Source organism: Flavobacterium sp. LC2016-13 (genome assembly GCF_009707955.1).
In the GTDB taxonomy this organism is placed as follows: domain Bacteria; phylum Bacteroidota; class Bacteroidia; order Flavobacteriales; family Flavobacteriaceae; genus Flavobacterium.
Window position 1 is genome coordinate 407476 of record NZ_WMDQ01000002.1, and the last position, 20679, is coordinate 428154.

Consider the following 20679-nt stretch of genomic DNA (forward strand, 5'->3'; position numbering starts at 1 on the left):
AGAAGTAAGAGTAAAGAAACAAGATTACAGAATCAAGATTACAGAATCAAGAACAAAGATTTTGTGTTAAGAAAAATCTTTGTTCTTGATTCTATTCTCTTTTCTACTCTTAAAAGCCCAAAAACAAAACCTACATTATTAATATTATATGAGAGCATTGGTTATTTCTGGTGGTGGCAGTAAAGGCGCGTTTGCCGGAGGTGTTGCACAGTATTTAATAGAAGAGAAAAAACACGAATATGATTTGTTTTTAGGAACTTCAACAGGAAGCTTGCTAATTCCCCATTTAGCACTTGGCCATATCAAGAAAATTCATTGGGTTTATACCAATGTAACCATGAGTAAAATTTTTAATATTTGTCCATTTGTTGTTAAGGTAAAAGACGGAATCGACATTGTAACCATTAATCACTTCAATGTACTGCGTCAGTTTTTTAAAGGAAAAAGAACTTTTGGAGAAAGTAAAGGTTTGCAAAAATACATTAAAGGAAATTTTTCTTTAGCTGATTTTAATAAACTAAAAAAGCTTAAATGCGACGTAATTGTCACTGTTACCAATTTAACTAAAAACGAAGCCGAATATAAATCAGTTAAAGATTGCACTTACGAAGAGTTCTGTGACTGGACCTGGATTTCGAGTAATTATATTCCGTTTATGAGTTTAGTCGAGAAAGATAATTTCGAATACGGCGATGGCGGATTTTCAAGTTTAGTACCAATTCGTGAAGCCATCAATCGCGGAGCTACTGAAATTGATGTAATTATTTTGGAAACCGAAGTAAATATGACTAAAACGGTTATAGGTAAAAACCCTTTTTCGCTAATGATTGATTTGTTTCGGATTGCTCTAGATCAGGTTGAAAAACACGATATTGCTATAGGAAAACTTATGGCAAACAATAAGAATGTAAAGCTTAACTTATATTATACACCAACCAAACTTACAGATAATGCTCTTATTTTTAATAAGGAGGTTATGAAAGAATGGTGGGAACAAGGTTATGAATATGCTCAGAATAAATCTGAAGTTATGAGTGATAATAGAGTTTAATCATAATTGATTCGGATTTAAAAATGAAAAAATATTACGGAATTATATTTGCAGTTGTTTATGCAATGCTTTTTAGGGTTTTAGTTGAATTCAATATTATTGATTTCAATTCTGTGGGTTATCTTCTTATTGTTCCTTTAATAATGGGATATTTACCTTTTTTATTAGATCCTCAAGTTTTTGCAAAGAGTAGTTTAAAAGCAGTATTTTTTCCTTTAATAAGCTCGTTTTTGTTTTTATTTTTTGCTTTTAAAGCCAGATTTGAAGACTTGGGCTGTTTGATTATTTTACTTCCACCGTATGCACTTGCTTCTGTTTCGGTCAGTTTAATTCTTAGGTATTTTATTCAGTCCAGCACTGAAAATAAAATGAAAAACACTAAAAGAAATACTTTATTTATAATCGTAATTCCTATTCTTTTAGGGCATTTTGAAAAATATATTGAAAAACAAGAATCTAATTTTCAGGTTTCTAAAACAATAAAAATTGATGCTCCGCGTGAAGTTATATGGAATAATCTGGCTTCTGTTCCTGAACTTACAAACTACATTGATAATTCTCTTTATAATTATTTAGGTTTTCCTAATCCTGTAAAATCAGAATATAATTCTAAAACAAATACCAGATTAGGATACTTTGATAACGGAATTATATTGAACGAAAAAATTATTGAATCAGACCAATTCAAAAAAATGTCTTTTTCTATAAATGTCGATAAATCAGAGCTTGATAGTAGTCAAACTTTTAAACATGTTCTTAAAAACAAAAATTTAGTTTTTAGTTCGATAACCTATCAATTGGAACCAATAAATAAATCGCAAACAAAATTAACTCTTGTTTGCGATTATAAAATAAGAACAAATGTTCCGTTTTATGGTGAATTTTGTTCTAAAAATATAATTTCTGATTTTGAGAATAAGTTATTGAATGCTTTAAAGAAACGAATAGAAAAATAAAAAGTCTACCACAATTCAGCAACTTCATTCTTAATATAGCCCAAAGCAGCATTACTTGGCGATTGTTTTTCTAATAAATCATTTAGAATAACTTCACGTAATTTATCGGCACTGTCAACACGGTCACTCATTGCGGCTTTACGCAGGATTTGAATCGTTGAGTTTTTAGCCGTTGTAATAATTGTCCAACATTCGTCAGACATGTAGATTTGCTGTGTTAGATTATGTTCAAATTCCTGTTCGATTTGATCAATTACATAATTTTCGTAATCGTGTTTATCATTAGAAATTGGAGTAATTCTGATTAATAATTTGGTCAGATTAATACGCTCCAAAAATAAAGTCATACGCTCGTAAGCCTGTAAACGTATTGGTAACGATTCTTTATGCGCTTCTCTGTTTAATAAAAAATTACGTTTCTTATCATTGTTTTTAATGTGCAATTCAAAAAAACTATACGCTACAAATCCGGTAACGATGGCAGGTAAAGTATAACTGGCTAATTCTATAATTCTTGTAAAATCCATTGGGTTCAAATTTTCAACAAAAATATACTTTTTGCTGAGAAATCCACTTTAAATTTTATTGTAATAAACAAAATGTAAACCTACTTTTGTGAGCAATTCACAAAACCCGCTGAAACTCACCATAAATGGAATCATACATCATAATTTTACTTTGTTTAGCTGCTTTTGCCGCAGGATTTATTGATGCAATTGTTGGCGGCGGAGGATTAATTCAGACTCCAATGGGGTTAATTTTATTACCAAATTTACCTGTTTCTACTGTTATTGGAACTTTAAAATTACCTGCTTTTACAGGTACTGCTTTTGCTGCTTTTCAATATCTTAAAAAAGTAGTTATTCAATGGCGATTACTTTTGATAATGATGTGTTTAGCAGTTCCTTCAGCATTTTTGGGTTCTACTATTTTGACGATGGTGAGTAATGATTTTATGAAACCGCTTTTGCTTGTCGTTTTGTCTTTTTTGTTTTTATATACTTATGCAAAGAAAAATTTTGGCCAGCATGTAGCCAAAGACCATTCTGCTGCAACGCAAATTATTTATGCGGTTGTTATTAGTATAATTGTTGGTTTTTATGACGGATTTATTGGCCCTGGAACCGGAAGTTTTTTTGTAGTTGCTTTTATTGCACTTTTGGGATTTGATTTTTTGCATGCTTCTGCAAATGCTAAAATGGTAAATCTGGCTACCAATTTTGGCTCGATCTGTTTGTTTATGATAAAAGGAAAAATCATTTGGTCAATAGCAATTCCAATGGCCGTAAGTAACGGACTTGGTGGCTGGATAGGCGCTAAATTAGCTATTAATAAAGGAAATGGTTTTATTCGTGTTTTCTTTTTAGTTGTGGTTATTGGAACTTTGATTCGCTTTGCTTATGATGTGTTTTTTAAGTAGTTTTTTACCATATAAGTGATATAAGAAATTATAAGTTGTATCTCAATAAAGTTTTTAAAAATTTAAAACATATAAGTATTTCTGTTTTTATTTAAGACAGAATTAAATGAACTTACATCACTTATATGGTTAAAATATTTAAAAGAAACCAATTGTTTGAAACTAGCCCGATAGAGGCGGTATCCTCGAAGTGAAACGGAGAGATATAGCCGAAAGCGGGAATTTTGCTTATTAAAAGGCCTATTCTTTGGCTTCAAAAAAGAAAAAAAACTTAGTCCCTTAGAACCTCAGAAACTTAGTAGCTATTTCAATCATTAATTCTTATTTTTGCATAAAAGGAGAAAAATTTCATGCAAAAATATATTGACCAGCTGAACGAAGCACAACGAGAACCCGTTTTACAAAAAGATGGGCCAATGATTATTATTGCTGGTGCAGGATCTGGAAAAACCCGTGTTTTAACGATTAGAATTGCTTATTTGATGGCTCAGGGCATTGATGCATTCAATATTTTGTCGTTAACTTTTACCAATAAAGCGGCTCGTGAAATGAAACACAGGATTTCGGATATTGTGGGAGCAACGGAGGCTAAAAACCTTTGGATGGGAACTTTTCACTCGATTTTTGCCCGTATTCTGCGTTCAGAATCTGAACATTTAGGATATCCGTCAAATTTTACCATTTACGATTCTCAGGATTCACAACGACTTATTTCTTCTATTATTAAAGAAATGCAGTTGGATCGTGATATCTATAAACCAAAACAGGTTTTAGGGAGAATTTCGAGTTATAAAAATAGTTTGATTACTGTAAAAGCATACTTCAATAATCCGGAATTAGTTGAAGCGGATGCCATGGCAAAAAAACCGCGTTTGGGTGAAATCTATCAGCAATATGTAGAACGCTGTTTTAAAGCCGGAGCGATGGATTTTGATGATTTATTATTGAAAACCAATGAATTGCTTACTCGTTTTCCGGAAGTTTTAGCGAAGTACCAGAATCGTTTTCGTTATATTCTGGTTGATGAGTACCAGGATACAAATCACTCTCAATATTTGATTGTTAGGGCATTATCAGATAAATTTCAGAATATTTGTGTGGTTGGTGATGATGCGCAAAGTATCTATGCTTTCCGTGGAGCAAATATCAATAATATCCTGAATTTCCAGAAGGATTACGAAGGTGTAAAAACGTTTAGATTAGAGCAAAATTACCGTTCAACCCGAAATATAGTTGAAGCTGCAAATACGATTATTGATCATAATAAAACCAAACTTGACAAGATTGTTTGGACGGCGAATGATTTTGGCCCAAAAATAAAAATTCACCGCAGTTTAACAGATGCTGAAGAAGGGCGTTTTGTAGCCAGTACTATTTTTGAGCAAAAAATGCAAAATCAATTGCATAATGGATCTTTTGCCATATTATATCGTACCAATGCGCAATCGCGTGCGATGGAGGATGCATTAAGAAAACGTGATATTCCGTACAGAATTTACGGTGGATTATCATTTTACCAACGTAAGGAAATCAAGGATGTTTTGTGTTATTTACGTTTGGTAATTAATCCAAAAGATGAAGAAGCTTTGATTCGTGTCATCAACTATCCGGCTCGTGGAATTGGAGATACTACTGTTGAAAAATTGACGATTGCAGCCAATCATTACAAACGTTCGATTTGGGAAGTGATGGTGAATATCGATAAAATTGATTTGAAACTGAACGCCGGAACAAAGAATAAACTGAATGATTTTGTAACGATGATTCAGAGTTTTCAGGTTATAGACCAAAATCAGGATGCTTTTTATATTACCGATTATGTGGCAAAAAAAACCGGTTTGGTTCAGGAATTGAAAAAAGATGCTACGCCGGAAGGAATGGCGAAAATTCAGAATATCGAAGAGCTTTTAAACGGTATTAAGGATTTTACTGAAGGTCAAAAAGAAATAGACGGAGCAAGAGGAGCATTATCTGAATTTATGGAAGATGTAGCTCTTGCAACTGACTTAGATAAAGATACATCTGATGAAGATCGTGTGGCTTTAATGACGATTCACTTAGCAAAAGGACTTGAGTTTCCGCATGTTTTTGTGGTTGGTATGGAAGAAGATTTGTTTCCGAGTGCTATGAGTATGAGTACCAGAAGTGAATTGGAAGAGGAGCGTAGATTATTCTACGTGGCTCTGACTCGTGCTGAACATCAGGCTTATTTAACGTATGCGCAATCGCGTTATCGTTGGGGAAAATTGACAGACAGCGAACCATCTCGTTTTATTGAAGAAATTGATGCACAGTATTTAGAATATTTAACGCCCGCAGAAAGTAATTATCGCTATAAACCTATGATTGACAGCGATATTTTTGGAGATGTTGATAAATCTAAATTACGATTGGCAAAACCTGTTGGAGGAACTCCGCCAAAACATATTACGGATAATGAACCAAAACCGGACTTAAATGTTCGCAAATTAAAACCAGTTGCCGGAAATGCTCCGAGTTCATCAAACGCTAATTTATTTGACAGTAAATTAACGATTGGAAATGTTGTTATGCACGAACGTTTCGGAAAAGGAGAAGTGATTAACCTTGAAGGTGTTGGAGCTGATAAAAAAGCTGAAATAAAATTTGAAGTTGGTGGTCTTAAAAAATTATTATTGAGATTTGCGAAATTGGATGTTATAGGTTAAAAATAGATAAAAGACTGTAGATGCAGGAAAAAAGACTTTTGAAAAAATTAAATTTCATTGAACTTTATCAAATTTTTGGTGGAATTATTGGTTTCCTATTTACGATTTATTTAATCTTAACAGAAAATGTAATTAATTCTAATAGTTTTTCAAGTTATATTTTAATAGTATTTCCGTTTTTGTTTTTTGCAGTATGTATTTACTCAGGAATATTAATAAATAGAAAAAGATATATCCAGGGTTTAAATTTAGTAATCTTTTTATTATTTTTACAACTAGTATCTTTTCAGGTCTACGGAATATTTTACACTTCTATTAATGGAATTGGAATTAATTTTACACTTGATTTAACGAATGATTTTATAACAGGTTTTGATTTGCAGCCTTCACAATTTCTAATAGCGGTTAACGGAAATACAGATATTTTTCATTTGAAATTTAATTTATTTGCTGTTGGAATGCTATTGTTTACATTTAAAATTCTAAAAGAATTGAAGCTTTGTCTTTATTCTATAATCTAATTTCTTTATTATAAAAAAATGGCCGAATTTATAAAAATATATCCCGATAAACCAAATGAAGCGGCTATTGCAAAAGTAGTTAAGTTGCTAAAAAATGGAGGTTTGGTAATTTATCCAACAGATACCGTTTACGGTTTGGGTTGTGATATTACCAATTCTCGCGCTTTAGAAAAAATTGCAAAAATTAAAGGCGTAAAATTAGAAAAAGCTAATTTCTCTTTTATTTGTCATGATTTGAGCAATTTATCAGATTATGTGCGTCAGATTGATACGGCAACTTTTAAAATCCTAAAAAGAGCTTTGCCTGGACCCTATACGTTTATTTTGCCTGGTAATAATAATTTGCCAAAAGAGTTTAAAAAGAAAACCACTGTGGGAATTCGTGTTCCTGATAATAATATTGCTTTAGAAATTGTTCGCCAATTAGGAAATCCTATTGTTTCAACTTCTATTCGTGATGAAGATGATGTTATTGAATATACAACAGATCCGGAATTAATTTTTGAGAAATGGCAAAACCTTGTTGATATGGTTATTGATGGTGGATACGGTGATAATGTAGGTTCTACTATTATAGATTTATCAGAGCATGAGCCAGTAATTGTAAGGGAAGGAAAAGGAGATATTGGTATTTTGTAAAAAAAAACTGAAATAGTATAATTATTTAAAATATTTAATTAACTTTATTATAGTTAAAATTTAGTTAGTTAATTTAAAAATAATGCTATTCTTGATTATATTTAATTGGTTATTAAAAAAGTTAAGAATACATAAAAGCAGGTCAATAGACCTGCTTTTTCTGTATAATTTAGTATTTAAACTTTAAATTATTTTTGTTGTTTTTTCATTTCTTTTTCAATCATATCATAGAATTGATCGATTTTTGGCATAACAACAATACGAGTTCTTCTGTTACGTGCTTTGTTTTCCGGCGTATCATTTGCAACTAAAGGTATGTATGAACTTCTACCAGCAGCAATTAATTTTGCAGGGTTAACACCTAAATCATTTGTTAATACACGAACAATAGAAGTAGAACGTTTAACACTTAAATCCCAGTTGTCTAACAAAACTCCATTGCTTTTGTAAGGAACGTTATCTGTGTGACCTTCAACCATACATTCAAAATCAGGTTTGTCGTTTACTACTTTTGCAACTTTAGCTAAAACACCTTTTGCTGCATCAGTTACGTCATAACTTCCACTTTTAAATAATAATTTATCAGCGATAGAAATAAATACAACCCCTTTTTCAACATTGATTTCGATATCCGGATCGTTGATTCCAACTGCTCCTTTTAAACTTGTTACTAAAGCTAGTGTTACACTGTCTTTTTTAGTTAAAGCATCTTGAAGTCTAGATATTTTTAAATCTTTTTCTTTTAAGCTTTCCAATGATTTCTCAAGATTTTCAGCACCTTTAGTAGTTAAAACTGTTAAATCTTTAGAGCTGTTTATTAAGTCTTGATTATGTTCTTTATAGCTAAGAGCCGTAGCTGCTAATCCTGCTTTTTCTTCTAAACAAGAATTTAATTTAACTGTGCAAGAGTTTAATAAATCTTGGATTTCTTTGTTCTTAGCTTCTAATGCTGCATATTCTTTTTTCGAAACGCAAGAAGTTAAGGCCATTAATACTGATAGTGCTAAAACTATTTTTCTCATAGGTATTATATTTAATTAAACGTTGATTACAAATTTAGTTTTTAATATTTTGAATAGTGTTAAAGATTTCCTTAAAAACCCGTAATTTCTTCACGTAATACAAGTAAACGACACTTTTTATGGTATAGTATTGCTGTATTTGAAAATCTTTACGTTTTTTTAGATAATTTAAAGATATACAATAAAACGAGAAATGAGCCTTTAAAATAGCAAAAGTATGGCCGAATTTTCCCTGCGTAAGAAAACGGATACCTGCAACTCCATCTAAAACCATTCTGGTAAAAATTATTGTAAACAAACCTTTTTTAGGTAAGTTTTTGACAAGCATTAATAATGAATTTCTAAAATTCAAATATGTTTTTTGTGGGTTTGCCTGGTTTAAAGTTGCTCCTCCAACATGATAAACGACAGATTTTGAATTGTACTTAATAATGTATCCTTCATTCAAAGCTCTCCAGCATAAATCTATCTCTTCCTGATGTGCAAAAAAAGTTTCATCAAAACCTCCTAATTCATCATAAACTTCTTTTCTGATAAAAAAACAAGCCCCTGATGCCCATGATAATTCACAAGAATCATCGTATTGGCCATTGTCTTTTTCGACAGTATCAAAAATACGTCCACGACAATACGGGTAACCATATTTATCGATAAATCCGCCGGCCGCACCAGCGTATTCAAAATATGCTTTGTTTTTAAAATCAAGAATTTTGGGTTGAATAATAGCGGTATGTTTTTCAGTATCAAATGTTTCAATAATTGGTTTTAACCAATTTTCTGTAACTTCAATATCAGAGTTTACTAAGGCATAAATTTCAGCATTTACTTCTTTAAGGGCATCATTGTAACCTTTTGCGAAACCATAATTACCATCATTTTTGATGATTTTGATTGTAGGGAAGTTTTGTTTGACAAAATTTATCGAATCGTCTGTTGAAGCATTATCAGCAACATATATGGTAGCTTGTTCAGAAAATTGAATTACTGATGGCAAAAATTGCTCTAATAATTTTATTCCGTTCCAATTTAAAATGACAACTGCTATTTTATCCAAAAGTATTCTTTTTATAATTTATTAAATTTCCTTGTAGTCTGGCAAGGCCTTTAAAAACTCATATTTTTCGTTTTCAAAATCCATCTGACAATAATAATGACTCAGACCGTTTGTGACTTTCAAAAACCGTGCCTGCATTGTCATATTATAACGGGCAATTTGATCAAAAGTTGCTTGTGAAATTTTTACCTCGGGCGCTTTACATTCTACTAATATATGTATAGAACCATCAGAATTAAAGACTACAACATCATAACGTTTTCGTAATCCGTTGACAGTTAAAACTTTCTCTACATTTATAAGTGATTTTGGATATTTTTTTTCTTTCATTAAGTAATGAACAACATGCTGACGAACCCATTCTTCCGGAGTAAGAATGATAAATTTTTTCCTGATTTCATCAAAAATAGACACTTTATTTTCGCTATTTTTGAATCGGAAAGTGTAGGAAGGGAAATTTAGCTTTAACATAAGGCAAAAATATAAAAATGGTTTCAGGTTTCAAGTTTAAAGTTTCAAGTTATTGAAGCGGGAAACTTGAAACTTGAAACTTTGAAACAAAATTTTGAATGGACGAAGTTGTAAAAATTGTTAATGATATAAAAGCGGGAAATATAATGCCAATTTATTTTTTAATGGGCGAGGAGCCATATTATATAGATAAATTATCTGAATATATTGAGCAAAATATACTTTCGGAAGAAGAGAAAGGATTTAACCAGACTGTTTTATACGGAAGAGATGTTTCTGTTGAAGATATTGTTTCAACAGCAAAAAGATATCCAATGATGGCTGATCGTCAGGTTGTTATTGTAAAAGAAGCGCAGGATTTATCAAGAACTATTGATAAAATAGAATCGTATGTTGCCAACCCGATGGAAACAACCGTTTTAGTTTTTTGCTATAAATACAAAACACTTGATAAGCGTAAAAAAGTTACCAAATTATTAGCACAAAAAGGAATCGTTTACGAAAGTAAAAAGCTTTATGAAAATCAGGTTGGTGACTGGATAAAACGTGTGCTTGCCGGAAAAAAATATACAATTGACCCAAAAGCAAATGCCATGCTTGTGGAATTTTTAGGTACAGATTTGAGTAAAATCAACAATGAGCTTGAAAAACTTCAGATTATTTTACCGCAGGGAACTATGATCACACCACAACATATTGAAGAAAATATTGGTTTTAGTAAAGATTATAATGTTTTCGAACTTAGAAAAGCAATTGGTGAGAGAAATCAATTGAAAGCTTATAAAATTGCTGAAAATTTTGCTCATAATCCGAAAGAATATCCATTAGTGATGACAACAGGATTGGTTTTTGGATTTTTTGTGCAGCTTTTAAAATACCACGGATTAAAAGATAAAAATCCTAAAAATGTTGCGGCAGTGATTGGCGTAAATCCTTATTTTTTAAAGGAATATGATTTAGCAATAAAAAATTATCCAATGCGAAAAGTAAGTCAGATTGTTGGAGCTTTGCGTGATGTAGATGTTAAAAGTAAAGGAGTAGGAGCAAATGCTTTACCACAATCGGATTTGTTAAAAGAAATGCTTTACAAAATATTTAATTAAGCCGTGAAAATTCACGATATTTGCCTTTCGAAAATTTTTACTACTTTAAAATAATAATTGCACGATTATGGGAATGAATAAAAATACCGTTTTAGGATGGGCTACTTTTATAATGGTACTTATGGGATTGTTACTTATAGGACTTGGCGCTTTTAGATACAGAGATGTGTCTGGCTGGGGATTTGTAGCGGTAGGCGTTGGTTTTTTTGCTAATGCCTGGGTTTTTAATGCTTTGAAAGGTAGAGTTTAATTCTAGTCAATATCAATAAAAAATAATTAATCAAAATAAAAAATAAATAGAATGTCAGACGATAAGAAAGTAATTTTCTCAATGCAGAAATTGAGCAAAACCTATCAGGGAGCAGACAAACCGGTACTTAAAAATATTTACCTGAGCTTCTTTTACGGTGCTAAAATTGGTATTCTTGGACTTAATGGTTCAGGAAAATCTTCTCTATTAAAGATTATTGCAGGAGTTGATAAAAACTATCAGGGAGATGTTGTTTTTCAACCGGGTTATACTGTTGGTTACTTAGAACAAGAGCCAATTCTTGATGATTCTAAAACCGTTATCGAAATTGTTCGTGAAGGTGCTGCTGAAACTATGGCAGTTTTAGAAGAATACAATCAAATTAATGATTTATTTGGTCTTGAAGAAAACTACTCAGATCCAGATAAAATGGATAAATTGATGGATCGCCAGGCAGCTTTACAAGACAAAATTGATGCTCTTGGCGCTTGGGAAATCGATACCAAACTAGAAATTGCAATGGATGCGTTACGTACGCCGGAAGGTGATACGCCAATTAAAAACCTTTCAGGAGGAGAGCGTCGTCGTGTAGCTTTATGTCGTTTGTTATTGCAACAACCTGATGTATTGTTACTTGATGAGCCTACCAACCACCTTGATGCTGAATCTGTACTTTGGTTAGAGCAGCATTTAGCGCAATATGCAGGAACTGTAATTGCTGTAACGCACGATAGATATTTCCTTGATAATGTAGCAGGCTGGATTTTAGAGTTGGATAGAGGAGAAGGTATTCCATGGAAAGGAAATTACTCTTCTTGGTTAGACCAAAAATCAAGCCGTATGGCACAGGAAGAAAAAGTAGCTTCAAAACGCAGAAAAACATTAGAGCGGGAGTTAGACTGGGTTCGCCAAGGGGCAAAAGGCCGCCAGACGAAACAAAAAGCGCGTTTGCAGAATTACGATAAATTATTAAATGAAGACCAAAAACAATTGGATGAAAACCTGGAAATCTATATTCCAAATGGTCCACGTTTAGGTACGAATGTTATTGAAGCAAAAAATGTTGCCAAAGCTTTTGGTGAAAAATTATTGTATGACAATTTAAATTTCACTTTACCACAAGCCGGAATTGTTGGAATTATTGGACCAAACGGTGCTGGTAAATCGACTATTTTCAAAATGATTATGGGCGAGCAAAAAACGGATAGTGGAGAGTTTTCAGTTGGTGAAACAGTGAAAATCGCTTACGTAGATCAGTCACACTCTAATATTGATCCGAATAAATCTATTTGGGAAAATTTTGCTGATGGTCAGGAACTAATTATGATGGGTGGAAAACAAGTGAATTCAAGAGCTTATTTATCACGTTTCAATTTTGGTGGAGGCGAGCAAAATAAAAAAGTTTCAATGTTGTCTGGTGGAGAACGTAACCGTTTGCACTTAGCGATGACATTGAAAGAAGAAGGAAATGTACTTTTACTGGATGAGCCAACGAATGACTTAGACGTAAATACACTTCGTGCACTTGAAGAAGGTTTAGAGAATTTTGCAGGTTGTGCTGTAATTATTTCTCACGACAGATGGTTCTTAGACAGAATTTGTACGCACATTCTGGCTTTCGAAGGAGATTCTGAAGTTTACTATTTCGAAGGAGGTTTCTCTGAATACGAAGAAAACAAAAAGAAACGTTTAGGTGGTGATTTAACTCCAAAACGATTGAAATACAGAAAATTAATTAGATAATAATTAATTTCTAAAATGTAAAAGCCTCAAATTTCAAGTTGAAATTTGAGGCTTTTTTTATACTTTTTCTTTTTGTCGGATATTCATTAAAACTACAGCAAACAAGATAAGAACAACACCAATCCATTGCAGAAAAATTACCGGTTCTTTTAGCCAAATATAGGCTACAATTATAGAAACAGGAATTTCAACCGAAGCAATAATAGCGCCCAAACCCATTCCGGTTAAAGGCATTCCTCTGGTAAAAAGCAAAGGCGGAAGAATTGTTCCGAATAAAGAAAGTAAAATGCCCCAGCGCATAAATATTCCAAACGAAAAATTAGCATTTATAGAAGAATGAAAAATCAAGGCAACAACAATAAATCCGCCCAAAATCATAAAAAGACTTCTTTTTAAAGGAGGAGAATTTAACTCAATATTGTTAGAAGAATACATGGTTGCCGTATACGAAAGCGCTGCCAAAAGTCCCCAGAAAAAACCTTTCCAGTTTATACTAACAGATTCCTTCAATAAATTTGTGGCTAATATTGTTCCGCCAAGAATAATAAAAACAGAAATAATTTTACGTAGTCCCGGCATCTTTTTATAAAGAATCATTTCTGCAATTACACCCATCCAAACGGTTTGCATCAACAACACAATCGCAACACTTACTGGTACATATTGAACAGACAAGTAATAAAAAGTACTCGTTAATCCTAATGAAGTTCCGGCAACAATTAATTTCAAAACGCTTTTAAATTCAGATACTTTAGGTTTTGTTTCCTGTTTTCTTTTCTTGAATAAACTTAAAAGTAAAAGTCCGATAAAACCCATAATGTATTGTGATATCGTAACTTCTGCCGTAGAAAATCCTTCCTGATAAGCAATCTTCACAAAGGTTGCCAGCATTCCGTAACTCGAAGCGCCAAGAGCAATAAAAAGACTTCCTTTGAGTATATTATTTTTCATTGATAAATCTTTAAGCCAACTCTTTCTCAATAAGAGATTTTACATTTTGATGTGAGTTTTGAATCGTTTGTTTTAATATTTCCGGATCAAATGATGTTCCGTCAATGGCAACAACATGAATATTATGAACGCCCATAATATTAAAAACCGTTTTTAAATAATCACTCTGAAAATTCATATGTTCATTATATTCTCCTTTTCCGTATCCTTCTGCACCTCTTGAAAGTAAAACAAACAACGTTTTGTTCTCTAATAAACCAATATAGGGATTCTTTAAATTTTCCGGATTAAGTTTCCAGGTTTGGTTAACTCTCACAACCTGATCGATGTATGCTTTAAGCACACTCGGAATAGACCAATTATACATTGGAGTTCCCAAAACAATAATATCTGCCTGATGCAATTCTGAAATATAAATATCACTTATTTTTAAAGCCTCTTTTTCTTCCCCAGTTCTTTCAGTTTCAGGTTTAAAAGCTGCAGCAATCCAATTTTCGTTAATATGCGGCACATTCTCAGTTCCCAAATCCCTGAAAGTAATATGAGAATTATTATGGGTTGTTTTCCAGTGATTTACAAAAACTTCTGTAAGTTTTCGGCTGTGAGATCTAAGCGTTCTAGCGCTTGAATTAATGACTAATACTTTTTTCATTTCGATAATTTTTTTCAAAATTATGCTTATTTTGGATTAACTTTGTATACCAATTTTTATAAAAACTACAGCCCAGATGTTACCTTACAAATCCTTAATTCAGATTGATAGAAATTCTTCGATAACGATTTACATTCAGGTATGTAATAATTTCATATCATTAATTACAAATGGTACGCTGCAGCCTTCAGATATATTACCGAGTTCCAGAATATTAGCAGAATTAATTGGCATTAACAGAAATACGGTAAAACTGGCTTACGAAGAATTAATTAGTCAGGGTTGGGCTGAATCTGTAGAACGAAAAGGTGTTTTTGTACTTTCTAAATTGCCTTCAATATCCAAAAATGTAATTCCAAAAAATAATACCAATAATAGCGAAGAAGAATCTTTTTTATGGACAAATAATTTTAAAAAGACGATTCCGGGACCCAATTATCAAAATACCATTCTTACTATAGATGATGGTTTCCCTGATGTTCGTTTGGCGCCTGTAGATCAATTAATGAGAGAATACAGAAGTCTTTCTAGAAAATTTTACGGAAAAAGCTTTCTGAAATACGGCAGTTCAAAAGGCTCGGAACATCTTCGTATTTCGATTTCAAATTATCTTTCTAATACGAGAGGATTATTGGCTTCGCCTGAAAATATCCTAATTTCTAAAGGAAGCCAAATGGGAATTTATCTTACTTCAGAATTACTTTTAAATGAAGGTGATTTTATTGCTGTTGGAACTTCAAATTACAAATTTGCAGATGATACTTTTAAACATTCGGGAGCAAAATTAATTCGAATTCCTGTTGATGAAAACGGAATGGATATCGATTATCTTGAAAATATACTGCAACAACAAACATTAAAAGCAATTTATGTAATTCCGCATCATCACTTTCCAACAACGGTAACGCTGAGTATGGAGCGCAGATTAAAATTATTAAATCTGGCCAAAGAATACCGTTTTGCGATTATTGAAGACGATTATGATTTTGATTTTCATTATGAAAACAAACCTTATGTGCCTTTGGCAAGTATTGATCACAATCACAATGTTATTTATATTGGTTCAATTTCAAAGACTTTTGCCCCGGCTTTAAGAATCGGGTTTATGTCTGGACCTCCGGCATTTATCAACGCAGCAGCTTCATTAAGAGAATTCATAGATAAACAAGGTGATACATTGCTTGAAGATGCTTTTTCGTTATTGTTTAATAATGGAGAAATGGAAAGACATTTTCGTAAATCGCTAAAAATCTACAAACAACGCAGAAATTTGTTCTGTGAAATACTTCAATCGGATTTTAAAAATGAAATTCAATTCGAAATTCCCGAAGGCGGACTTGCCGTTTGGTCTGTTTTTGACAAAAGCATCGACTTAATTAAGATGTCTGAAAACGCCCTGAAAAATGGACTTTTTATCAATAATGGTCAATTTTATAAAAATGAATCTTTTGATATGAACGCGATGAGAATTGGTTTTGCATCATTAGAAGAAAAAGAAATGATAAAAGCATTCGAAATCCTCAAAAAGAGTTTTTACTAAGCGTATCAAGTATTTTTTTAACACATAGAAACATAGATTTAGAAAACTTTAAAAAAAAGCGTTTCACTTTTAAATATTACCGCATAGTTTCTGATTGCGAAACTATGTGTAAAAATCTAGATTTTTTGAACTGATCTTAAAAGAAAGCGTAAAATCTATGTTTCTATGTGTTTAAAAATAATAGGTATTAAAGTATTAAAATAAAATCTGGGCTAGTCTTTATTTTAAAATTGGCATATTTTGCATCCAGCTTGTTATTCTAATTTTGCTGTAAAGAAAACAAGTTATGAATGCAACTTCAACAAACAAATCAGTCTTGGTCGCTTTAAACAGAAGGACTTTGTTGAATATTATGTACACTCAAAATTTGCTGTCAGAAAGTTTTACTGAGATTTTAAAACCTTATGATTTGTCTTCAGAACAATTTAATGTATTAAAGGTGTTAGAACATCAAAATGGAAAACCCCTTAATATGTGTGAAATTCGGGAAAGAATGATTTCCAAGACAAGCAATACAACTCGTTTGGTAGATAAATTACTGATAAAAGGTTTTGTTACAAGAGAAGTTTGCAGTAAAAACCGCAGAAAAATAGATGTATTTATAACAAAATCCGGATTAGCAATTATGAAAGATTTAAAACCGGAAATAGATTTATACGAAGAAAAACTTTCTCATAACCTGACTTTAAAGGAATTCGAAAACCTTAATTTTCTTTTGGAAAAATACTGTAACTAATTCAAATAATAATTATAAATCTATAAAACATGAAAACAAGAATTCATATTGATAAATTAGAACCAGCAGGATATAACGCTATTCTTGGACTTGAAAAATTTATTGAGAGCACACCTTTAACAAGAACTCATAAAGAGTTAATTAAAATAAGAGCTTCACAAATAAATGGTTGTGCTTTTTGTATTGATATGCATACTAAAGAAGCTCGTAAAGCAGGAGAAACAGAACAGCGAATTTATGCTTTGAATGCATGGCGCGACACACCATTTTTTACAGAAGAAGAAAGAGCAATTCTAGCCTTAACGGAAGAAATTACTTTGATTAGCAATCATGTAAAAGATGAAACGTATGAAGCGGCTGCGAAAGTTTTGGATGAAAAATATCTGGCACAAGTAATTTTAGCCATTATTACGATTAACGCCTGGAACAGAATTGGTATTTCAACGAATTTAATTCCGGCCTGATTTTCTTTAATTAGTGAATAAAACCCTCAATAATTGAGGGTTTTGTTTTTTACGTTATATTTTATAAAGCTGTAGTATTAAAAAAAGAAATAATACGAGGATAAAAACTTTTAAACGTTGGATATATATTTCGGGAAGATTCATATTCTCCTAAAAGCGAAACTAAATCTTTTGTCCACAAAAAACCTTTTTTAGTTTGTTTTTGAATTTCTTCCTTCACAACTTCATCTTTGTTTTTGTGATCAATCATATATCGCACAACCGAAGTTCTTACTAGAGATTCATTTATAAGACTATGCCAGTCTTCGTAACCTTCGAGTTTCATATTATTTTTTTCTCTTTCCAATAAAATCTCGCCACTTGGTTTAAGCTGTGTTTCAATATTTTTATCGTCTAATAAATGATCGACAAAAGAATGATTAAACTCATGAATTAAATACGATAAATAAACCTCTTTTGGAAATAATGCTTTTCCGCTTTCATCAAAAGTCCATGAACCCATAATGGCATAAACAAGTTTCTTTTTTCCAACAGGCTTTACGCTTGGGCCATAATTAGCACCGCCATCACTAAGTCCGATTATTATTTTATATTCAACTTCCTGATCTCCATAATAATCCAAATACCATTGCTGATCGAATTCGCTGATAGATTGATCAAATTGACTTGTCGCATCAGTGTATAATTTTTCGTGTGCCTTAAAGAATATTTCAAATTTAGACTTGAGATAAAAGTCATTTAATAATGCAACAAATTTTATGGCATCTTCTTTATCCCATTTACCCGTTAATGAACTTTCAGATTCTTTTATAAAAGAAAATCGATTATTTACAAGCTCTAAATTTACGGCGAGAAACATCACTTTAGAAAAACCTATATTTTTAGTCTCAGCCAGTTCTTTTGCGTAATTTATCAAAGGATCGTTTTTATAAACATCAAAATAAGCATGAATATCAGCTACATAATTCTTTGCTAATTTCATATTATATTCCGGATTTCCGGCAAGTCGAAATACAATACTCATTAATTCTACTCGTTTGTCGACTGTTGATTCAATTTTCTTTTTTGCCGAGACAAACGAACAAATAAATAGCAAACAAAATGCAAAAGTCAATTTCATGGTGAATTTTTTAAAATGTGAATGTCAAAGTTAACCATTCAAACTTGGGATGTTTGATTGTAAATCACATATTTTGTATATTAGATAGCTAGTAATCAAATTTTATTTTATCAGGGAGTATTTTTTCCGATTAAAATCGAAATTATAAAAGAATATCAAATGCCTTGGAATCCTGAAATCTATAATAAATTTAAAAATATTCGCTATCAGCCTTTTTACGATTTAATTGATTTTATTAAACCGATTAAAAACATGAAAGCAATTGATTTAGGTTGTGGTACCGGCGAACAAACGGCTATTTTGGCTGATAAATTTAAAGAAGCGAATTTTCTGGGTGTAGATTCATCTCCAGAAATGCTGGAGAAATCAAAGTCTTTAGAAATGGATAATCTGCATTTCAAAAAAGCAACCACAGAAGAAACAATAGCTTCAGGAGAAAAGTGGGATTTAATTTTTAGCAATGCCGCTTTGCAATGGTCAAATAATCATGAAATATTATTTCCTGAATTAATTGATTTGGTTAATCCACAAGGTCAATTTGCAGTACAAATGCCTGTTCAGCCGGAAAACAAACTCAATAAAATCCTTTCAGAATTGGTTGATGAAGAACCTTTTAAATCTTATCTGAAAGATTATAAAAGAGATTCGCCTGTTTTAAGTATTGATGAATATGCGCAAATACTTTTTGATGGCGGTCTTGAAGATATTCAGGTGTCACAAAAAGTATATCCAATCATTGCCAACGATCACGAAACCCTTTATAATTTTATTTTAGGATCAGCTTTGATTCCGTATATCGAACGCTTAAAAGGAGATCAGCAAGAACTTTTCATTAAAACGTATAAAGAGAGAATTGCTGAAAATTTCCCTAAACTTCCGGCGATATATTCGTTTAAAAGGATTTTACTTTACGGAAAGAAAGCTTAAGATTTTATAAAATCCGCTGTGTATAAAAACTTAGCGATCTTTGCGGTTAATTTTAGCCTTAGATGGTTTTTTCTTTTTCTTTCTAAGCCAGATTATAAATCCGGTAATAGGTAAACTTGCTGCAATTAAGCTTGCCAGAAAAGCAATAATTTTTCCGAAATATCCAAAAAGACGGCCTGTATGAAGATCATAATTCGTTGCTTCGATTACATCGGCACTATTAAAATCATTGTATAATTTATAACGAAGCAATTGCCCTGTCGATGGGCTATAGAAAAATGTATTTTGTTTTCTGTACCAATTATAAGGATATAACAATCTTAATCTTAGGTCGCCGTTCTTTTTTATAGATAGGGTAGAAGTAGTAGCGCCAGGATATTGCTGCATCGCCGTTTTGTAAATCCGGTCGTAGCGAACTGCTAAAGATTCTTTTAATTCAATTGGTTTTTCGTCAGCTTTTTTTCCGTCTGTAAGTTCAGAACCGGTTAAAAATGCTGCCGTATTTTTAACTTCTTTAAATGCGAAAAATAAACCTGTAAGCGCAATGATAATTAATATAAAAGAAGCGTAGAACCCTAAAACATTATGCAAATCATAATTAATTCTTTTCGCAGTTCCGCTCCATTTAATCGTTAAGGCTTGTTTTAAAGATTTAATTTGTTTGGGAAACCAGATAATAATTCCCGTAATCAGCATCAATACAAAAATGACAACAGACCAGCGCTGAATAAAACTTCCTGTTTCACCAAGAAGCAAATTCGTATGAAGTTTTCGCACCGTAACCAACCAATCCTGTTTTTCCTGATTGATTAATGTACCGTCGTATGGATTAAAATAATAGATTTTCTTTTTTGTAGATAATTCAACTGAAGCATTAGGTACTTGCTCGTTTATGCGTATTGAAGCAATTTTTTGTTTGGGAACTTCTTTCTTGAAATTATTTATAATTTTTTCAAGTCCAACAAATGGTTTTTGCTGAATTGGGGTAAATAATTCATCCTGATTTGTAGCGTCTCTTATTTCTTCTTCAAAAACATAAATACAACCTGTTATGCTAATAATAAAAACGATAATTCCTGTTGATAAACCTAGCCACAAATGAATTTGTCGTGCTGCATTTTTGAGTTTTTTCTGGTTCAGTTTAAAATTCATTGCAATAATTATCGGTTATATTTCTATTAAAATTCCTGAATGCGACGGGCAAATATACTAGTATTTTAGAAAGAGTCCAAATAATAAATTCCTCACGATTCCTTTATTTACAGGGTTTTGTAAGGTTATTTGTATCATTAATAGCTAAAATTTTTACTTCTTTTCGTTTTATAGATTAAAAAAAATATTGTTCATTTGCGCTTTAATTTAGATTTGGTTT

21 protein-coding genes are annotated in these 20679 nt (G+C 31.9%); 13 read left to right on the forward strand and 8 right to left on the reverse strand.

The genetic code is table 11. The annotated features are described in order from the left end of the window. The first annotated feature begins 148 nt into the window (after nucleotides 1-148). Complete coding sequence (locus GKZ86_RS05560; RefSeq protein ID WP_154782113.1) at nucleotides 149-1051, forward strand: patatin family protein; 903 nt, start codon at nucleotides 149-151, stop codon at nucleotides 1049-1051. 23 nt (nucleotides 1052-1074) lie between these two features. Then, nucleotides 1075-2007, forward strand: coding sequence for a hypothetical protein (locus GKZ86_RS05565; protein ID WP_154782114.1), 933 nt, complete (start codon nucleotides 1075-1077; stop codon nucleotides 2005-2007). A 5-nt stretch (nucleotides 2008-2012) separates the two neighbouring features. Here the strand turns inward: GKZ86_RS05565 and GKZ86_RS05570 are convergent, their stop codons facing one another. After that, complete coding sequence (locus GKZ86_RS05570; protein WP_059115671.1) at nucleotides 2013-2534, reverse strand: hypothetical protein; 522 nt, start codon at nucleotides 2532-2534, stop codon at nucleotides 2013-2015. A gap of 125 nt (nucleotides 2535-2659) precedes the next feature. Here GKZ86_RS05570 and GKZ86_RS05575 point away from each other — a divergent pair, with 125 nt between their 5' ends. The 4 genes from GKZ86_RS05575 (at nucleotide 2660) to GKZ86_RS05590 (ending at nucleotide 7274) form a co-directional block, all read left to right on the forward strand. Then, entirely contained in the window at nucleotides 2660-3427 is a 768-nt protein-coding gene (locus GKZ86_RS05575; RefSeq protein WP_154782115.1) for a TSUP family transporter, read from the forward strand. Nucleotides 3428-3777: 350 nt separating this feature from the next. After that, nucleotides 3778-6114, forward strand: a complete 2337-nt coding sequence (locus GKZ86_RS05580; protein WP_154782116.1) for an ATP-dependent helicase — start codon at nucleotides 3778-3780, stop codon at nucleotides 6112-6114. Nucleotides 6115-6134: 20 nt separating this feature from the next. After that, the gene (locus GKZ86_RS05585) at nucleotides 6135-6635 is read left to right on the forward strand and encodes a hypothetical protein (RefSeq protein WP_154782117.1); all 501 of its coding nucleotides are present in this window, start codon (nucleotides 6135-6137) and stop codon (nucleotides 6633-6635) included. An 18-nt stretch (nucleotides 6636-6653) separates the two neighbouring features. Beyond that, a complete protein-coding gene (locus GKZ86_RS05590) occupies nucleotides 6654-7274 on the forward strand; it encodes an L-threonylcarbamoyladenylate synthase (protein WP_154782118.1) in 621 nt (206 codons plus the stop codon). Between the two features lie 188 nt (nucleotides 7275-7462). Here GKZ86_RS05590 and GKZ86_RS05595 read toward each other — a convergent pair whose 3' ends face one another. From GKZ86_RS05595 to GKZ86_RS05605, 3 genes are read right to left on the reverse strand one after another with little or no spacing between them, the layout of a single operon-like run. Then, entirely contained in the window at nucleotides 7463-8296 is an 834-nt protein-coding gene (locus tag GKZ86_RS05595; RefSeq protein ID WP_059115678.1) for an OmpA family protein, read from the reverse strand. 34 nt (nucleotides 8297-8330) lie between these two features. Continuing rightward, entirely contained in the window at nucleotides 8331-9350 is a 1020-nt protein-coding gene (locus GKZ86_RS05600) for a glycosyltransferase family 2 protein (RefSeq protein ID WP_154782119.1), read from the reverse strand. Between the two features lie 21 nt (nucleotides 9351-9371). After that, complete coding sequence (locus GKZ86_RS05605; protein ID WP_059115680.1) at nucleotides 9372-9821, reverse strand: type I restriction enzyme HsdR N-terminal domain-containing protein; 450 nt, start codon at nucleotides 9819-9821, stop codon at nucleotides 9372-9374. A gap of 98 nt (nucleotides 9822-9919) precedes the next feature. Here GKZ86_RS05605 and holA point away from each other — a divergent pair, with 98 nt between their 5' ends. The 3 genes from holA to ettA all read left to right on the forward strand — a co-directional run bounded on the left by holA (nucleotide 9920) and on the right by ettA (nucleotide 12917). After that, entirely contained in the window at nucleotides 9920-10924 is a 1005-nt protein-coding gene (gene holA / locus GKZ86_RS05610) for a DNA polymerase III subunit delta (protein ID WP_154782120.1), read from the forward strand. Nucleotides 10925-10991: 67 nt separating this feature from the next. Beyond that, the gene (locus GKZ86_RS05615) at nucleotides 10992-11174 is read left to right on the forward strand and encodes a CAL67264 family membrane protein (protein ID WP_035680915.1); all 183 of its coding nucleotides are present in this window, start codon (nucleotides 10992-10994) and stop codon (nucleotides 11172-11174) included. Nucleotides 11175-11225: 51 nt separating this feature from the next. After that, nucleotides 11226-12917: an energy-dependent translational throttle protein EttA gene (gene ettA / locus GKZ86_RS05620; protein ID WP_154782121.1), complete on the forward strand. Its 1692-nt coding sequence runs from the start codon at nucleotides 11226-11228 to the stop codon at nucleotides 12915-12917. A 57-nt stretch (nucleotides 12918-12974) separates the two neighbouring features. Here the strand turns inward: ettA and GKZ86_RS05625 are convergent, their stop codons facing one another. Both GKZ86_RS05625 and GKZ86_RS05630 read right to left on the reverse strand, forming a co-directional pair. Beyond that, nucleotides 12975-13868, reverse strand: a complete 894-nt coding sequence (locus GKZ86_RS05625) for a DMT family transporter (protein WP_154782122.1) — start codon at nucleotides 13866-13868, stop codon at nucleotides 12975-12977. A gap of 10 nt (nucleotides 13869-13878) precedes the next feature. Next, complete coding sequence (locus tag GKZ86_RS05630) at nucleotides 13879-14520, reverse strand: FMN-dependent NADH-azoreductase (RefSeq protein ID WP_154782123.1); 642 nt, start codon at nucleotides 14518-14520, stop codon at nucleotides 13879-13881. 76 nt (nucleotides 14521-14596) lie between these two features. Here GKZ86_RS05630 and GKZ86_RS05635 point away from each other — a divergent pair, with 76 nt between their 5' ends. The 3 genes from GKZ86_RS05635 (at nucleotide 14597) to GKZ86_RS05645 (ending at nucleotide 17260) form a co-directional block, all read left to right on the forward strand. Next, entirely contained in the window at nucleotides 14597-16060 is a 1464-nt protein-coding gene (locus GKZ86_RS05635; protein WP_154782124.1) for a PLP-dependent aminotransferase family protein, read from the forward strand. A 286-nt stretch (nucleotides 16061-16346) separates the two neighbouring features. Then, nucleotides 16347-16796, forward strand: a complete 450-nt coding sequence (locus GKZ86_RS05640; RefSeq protein WP_154782125.1) for a MarR family winged helix-turn-helix transcriptional regulator — start codon at nucleotides 16347-16349, stop codon at nucleotides 16794-16796. 29 nt (nucleotides 16797-16825) lie between these two features. After that, complete coding sequence (locus GKZ86_RS05645; RefSeq protein WP_154782126.1) at nucleotides 16826-17260, forward strand: carboxymuconolactone decarboxylase family protein; 435 nt, start codon at nucleotides 16826-16828, stop codon at nucleotides 17258-17260. A 61-nt stretch (nucleotides 17261-17321) separates the two neighbouring features. Here GKZ86_RS05645 and GKZ86_RS05650 read toward each other — a convergent pair whose 3' ends face one another. Further along, nucleotides 17322-18380, reverse strand: a complete 1059-nt coding sequence (locus GKZ86_RS05650) for a DUF4932 domain-containing protein (RefSeq protein ID WP_154782127.1) — start codon at nucleotides 18378-18380, stop codon at nucleotides 17322-17324. Between the two features lie 159 nt (nucleotides 18381-18539). On the opposite strand from GKZ86_RS05650, the gene GKZ86_RS05655 reads away from it, so the two are divergent. Then, nucleotides 18540-19307: a methyltransferase domain-containing protein gene (locus GKZ86_RS05655; protein WP_154782128.1), complete on the forward strand. Its 768-nt coding sequence runs from the start codon at nucleotides 18540-18542 to the stop codon at nucleotides 19305-19307. A gap of 30 nt (nucleotides 19308-19337) precedes the next feature. Here GKZ86_RS05655 and GKZ86_RS05660 read toward each other — a convergent pair whose 3' ends face one another. Next, the gene (locus tag GKZ86_RS05660) at nucleotides 19338-20459 is read right to left on the reverse strand and encodes a PepSY domain-containing protein (protein WP_228526538.1); all 1122 of its coding nucleotides are present in this window, start codon (nucleotides 20457-20459) and stop codon (nucleotides 19338-19340) included. Nucleotides 20460-20679: the final 220 nt, after the last annotated feature.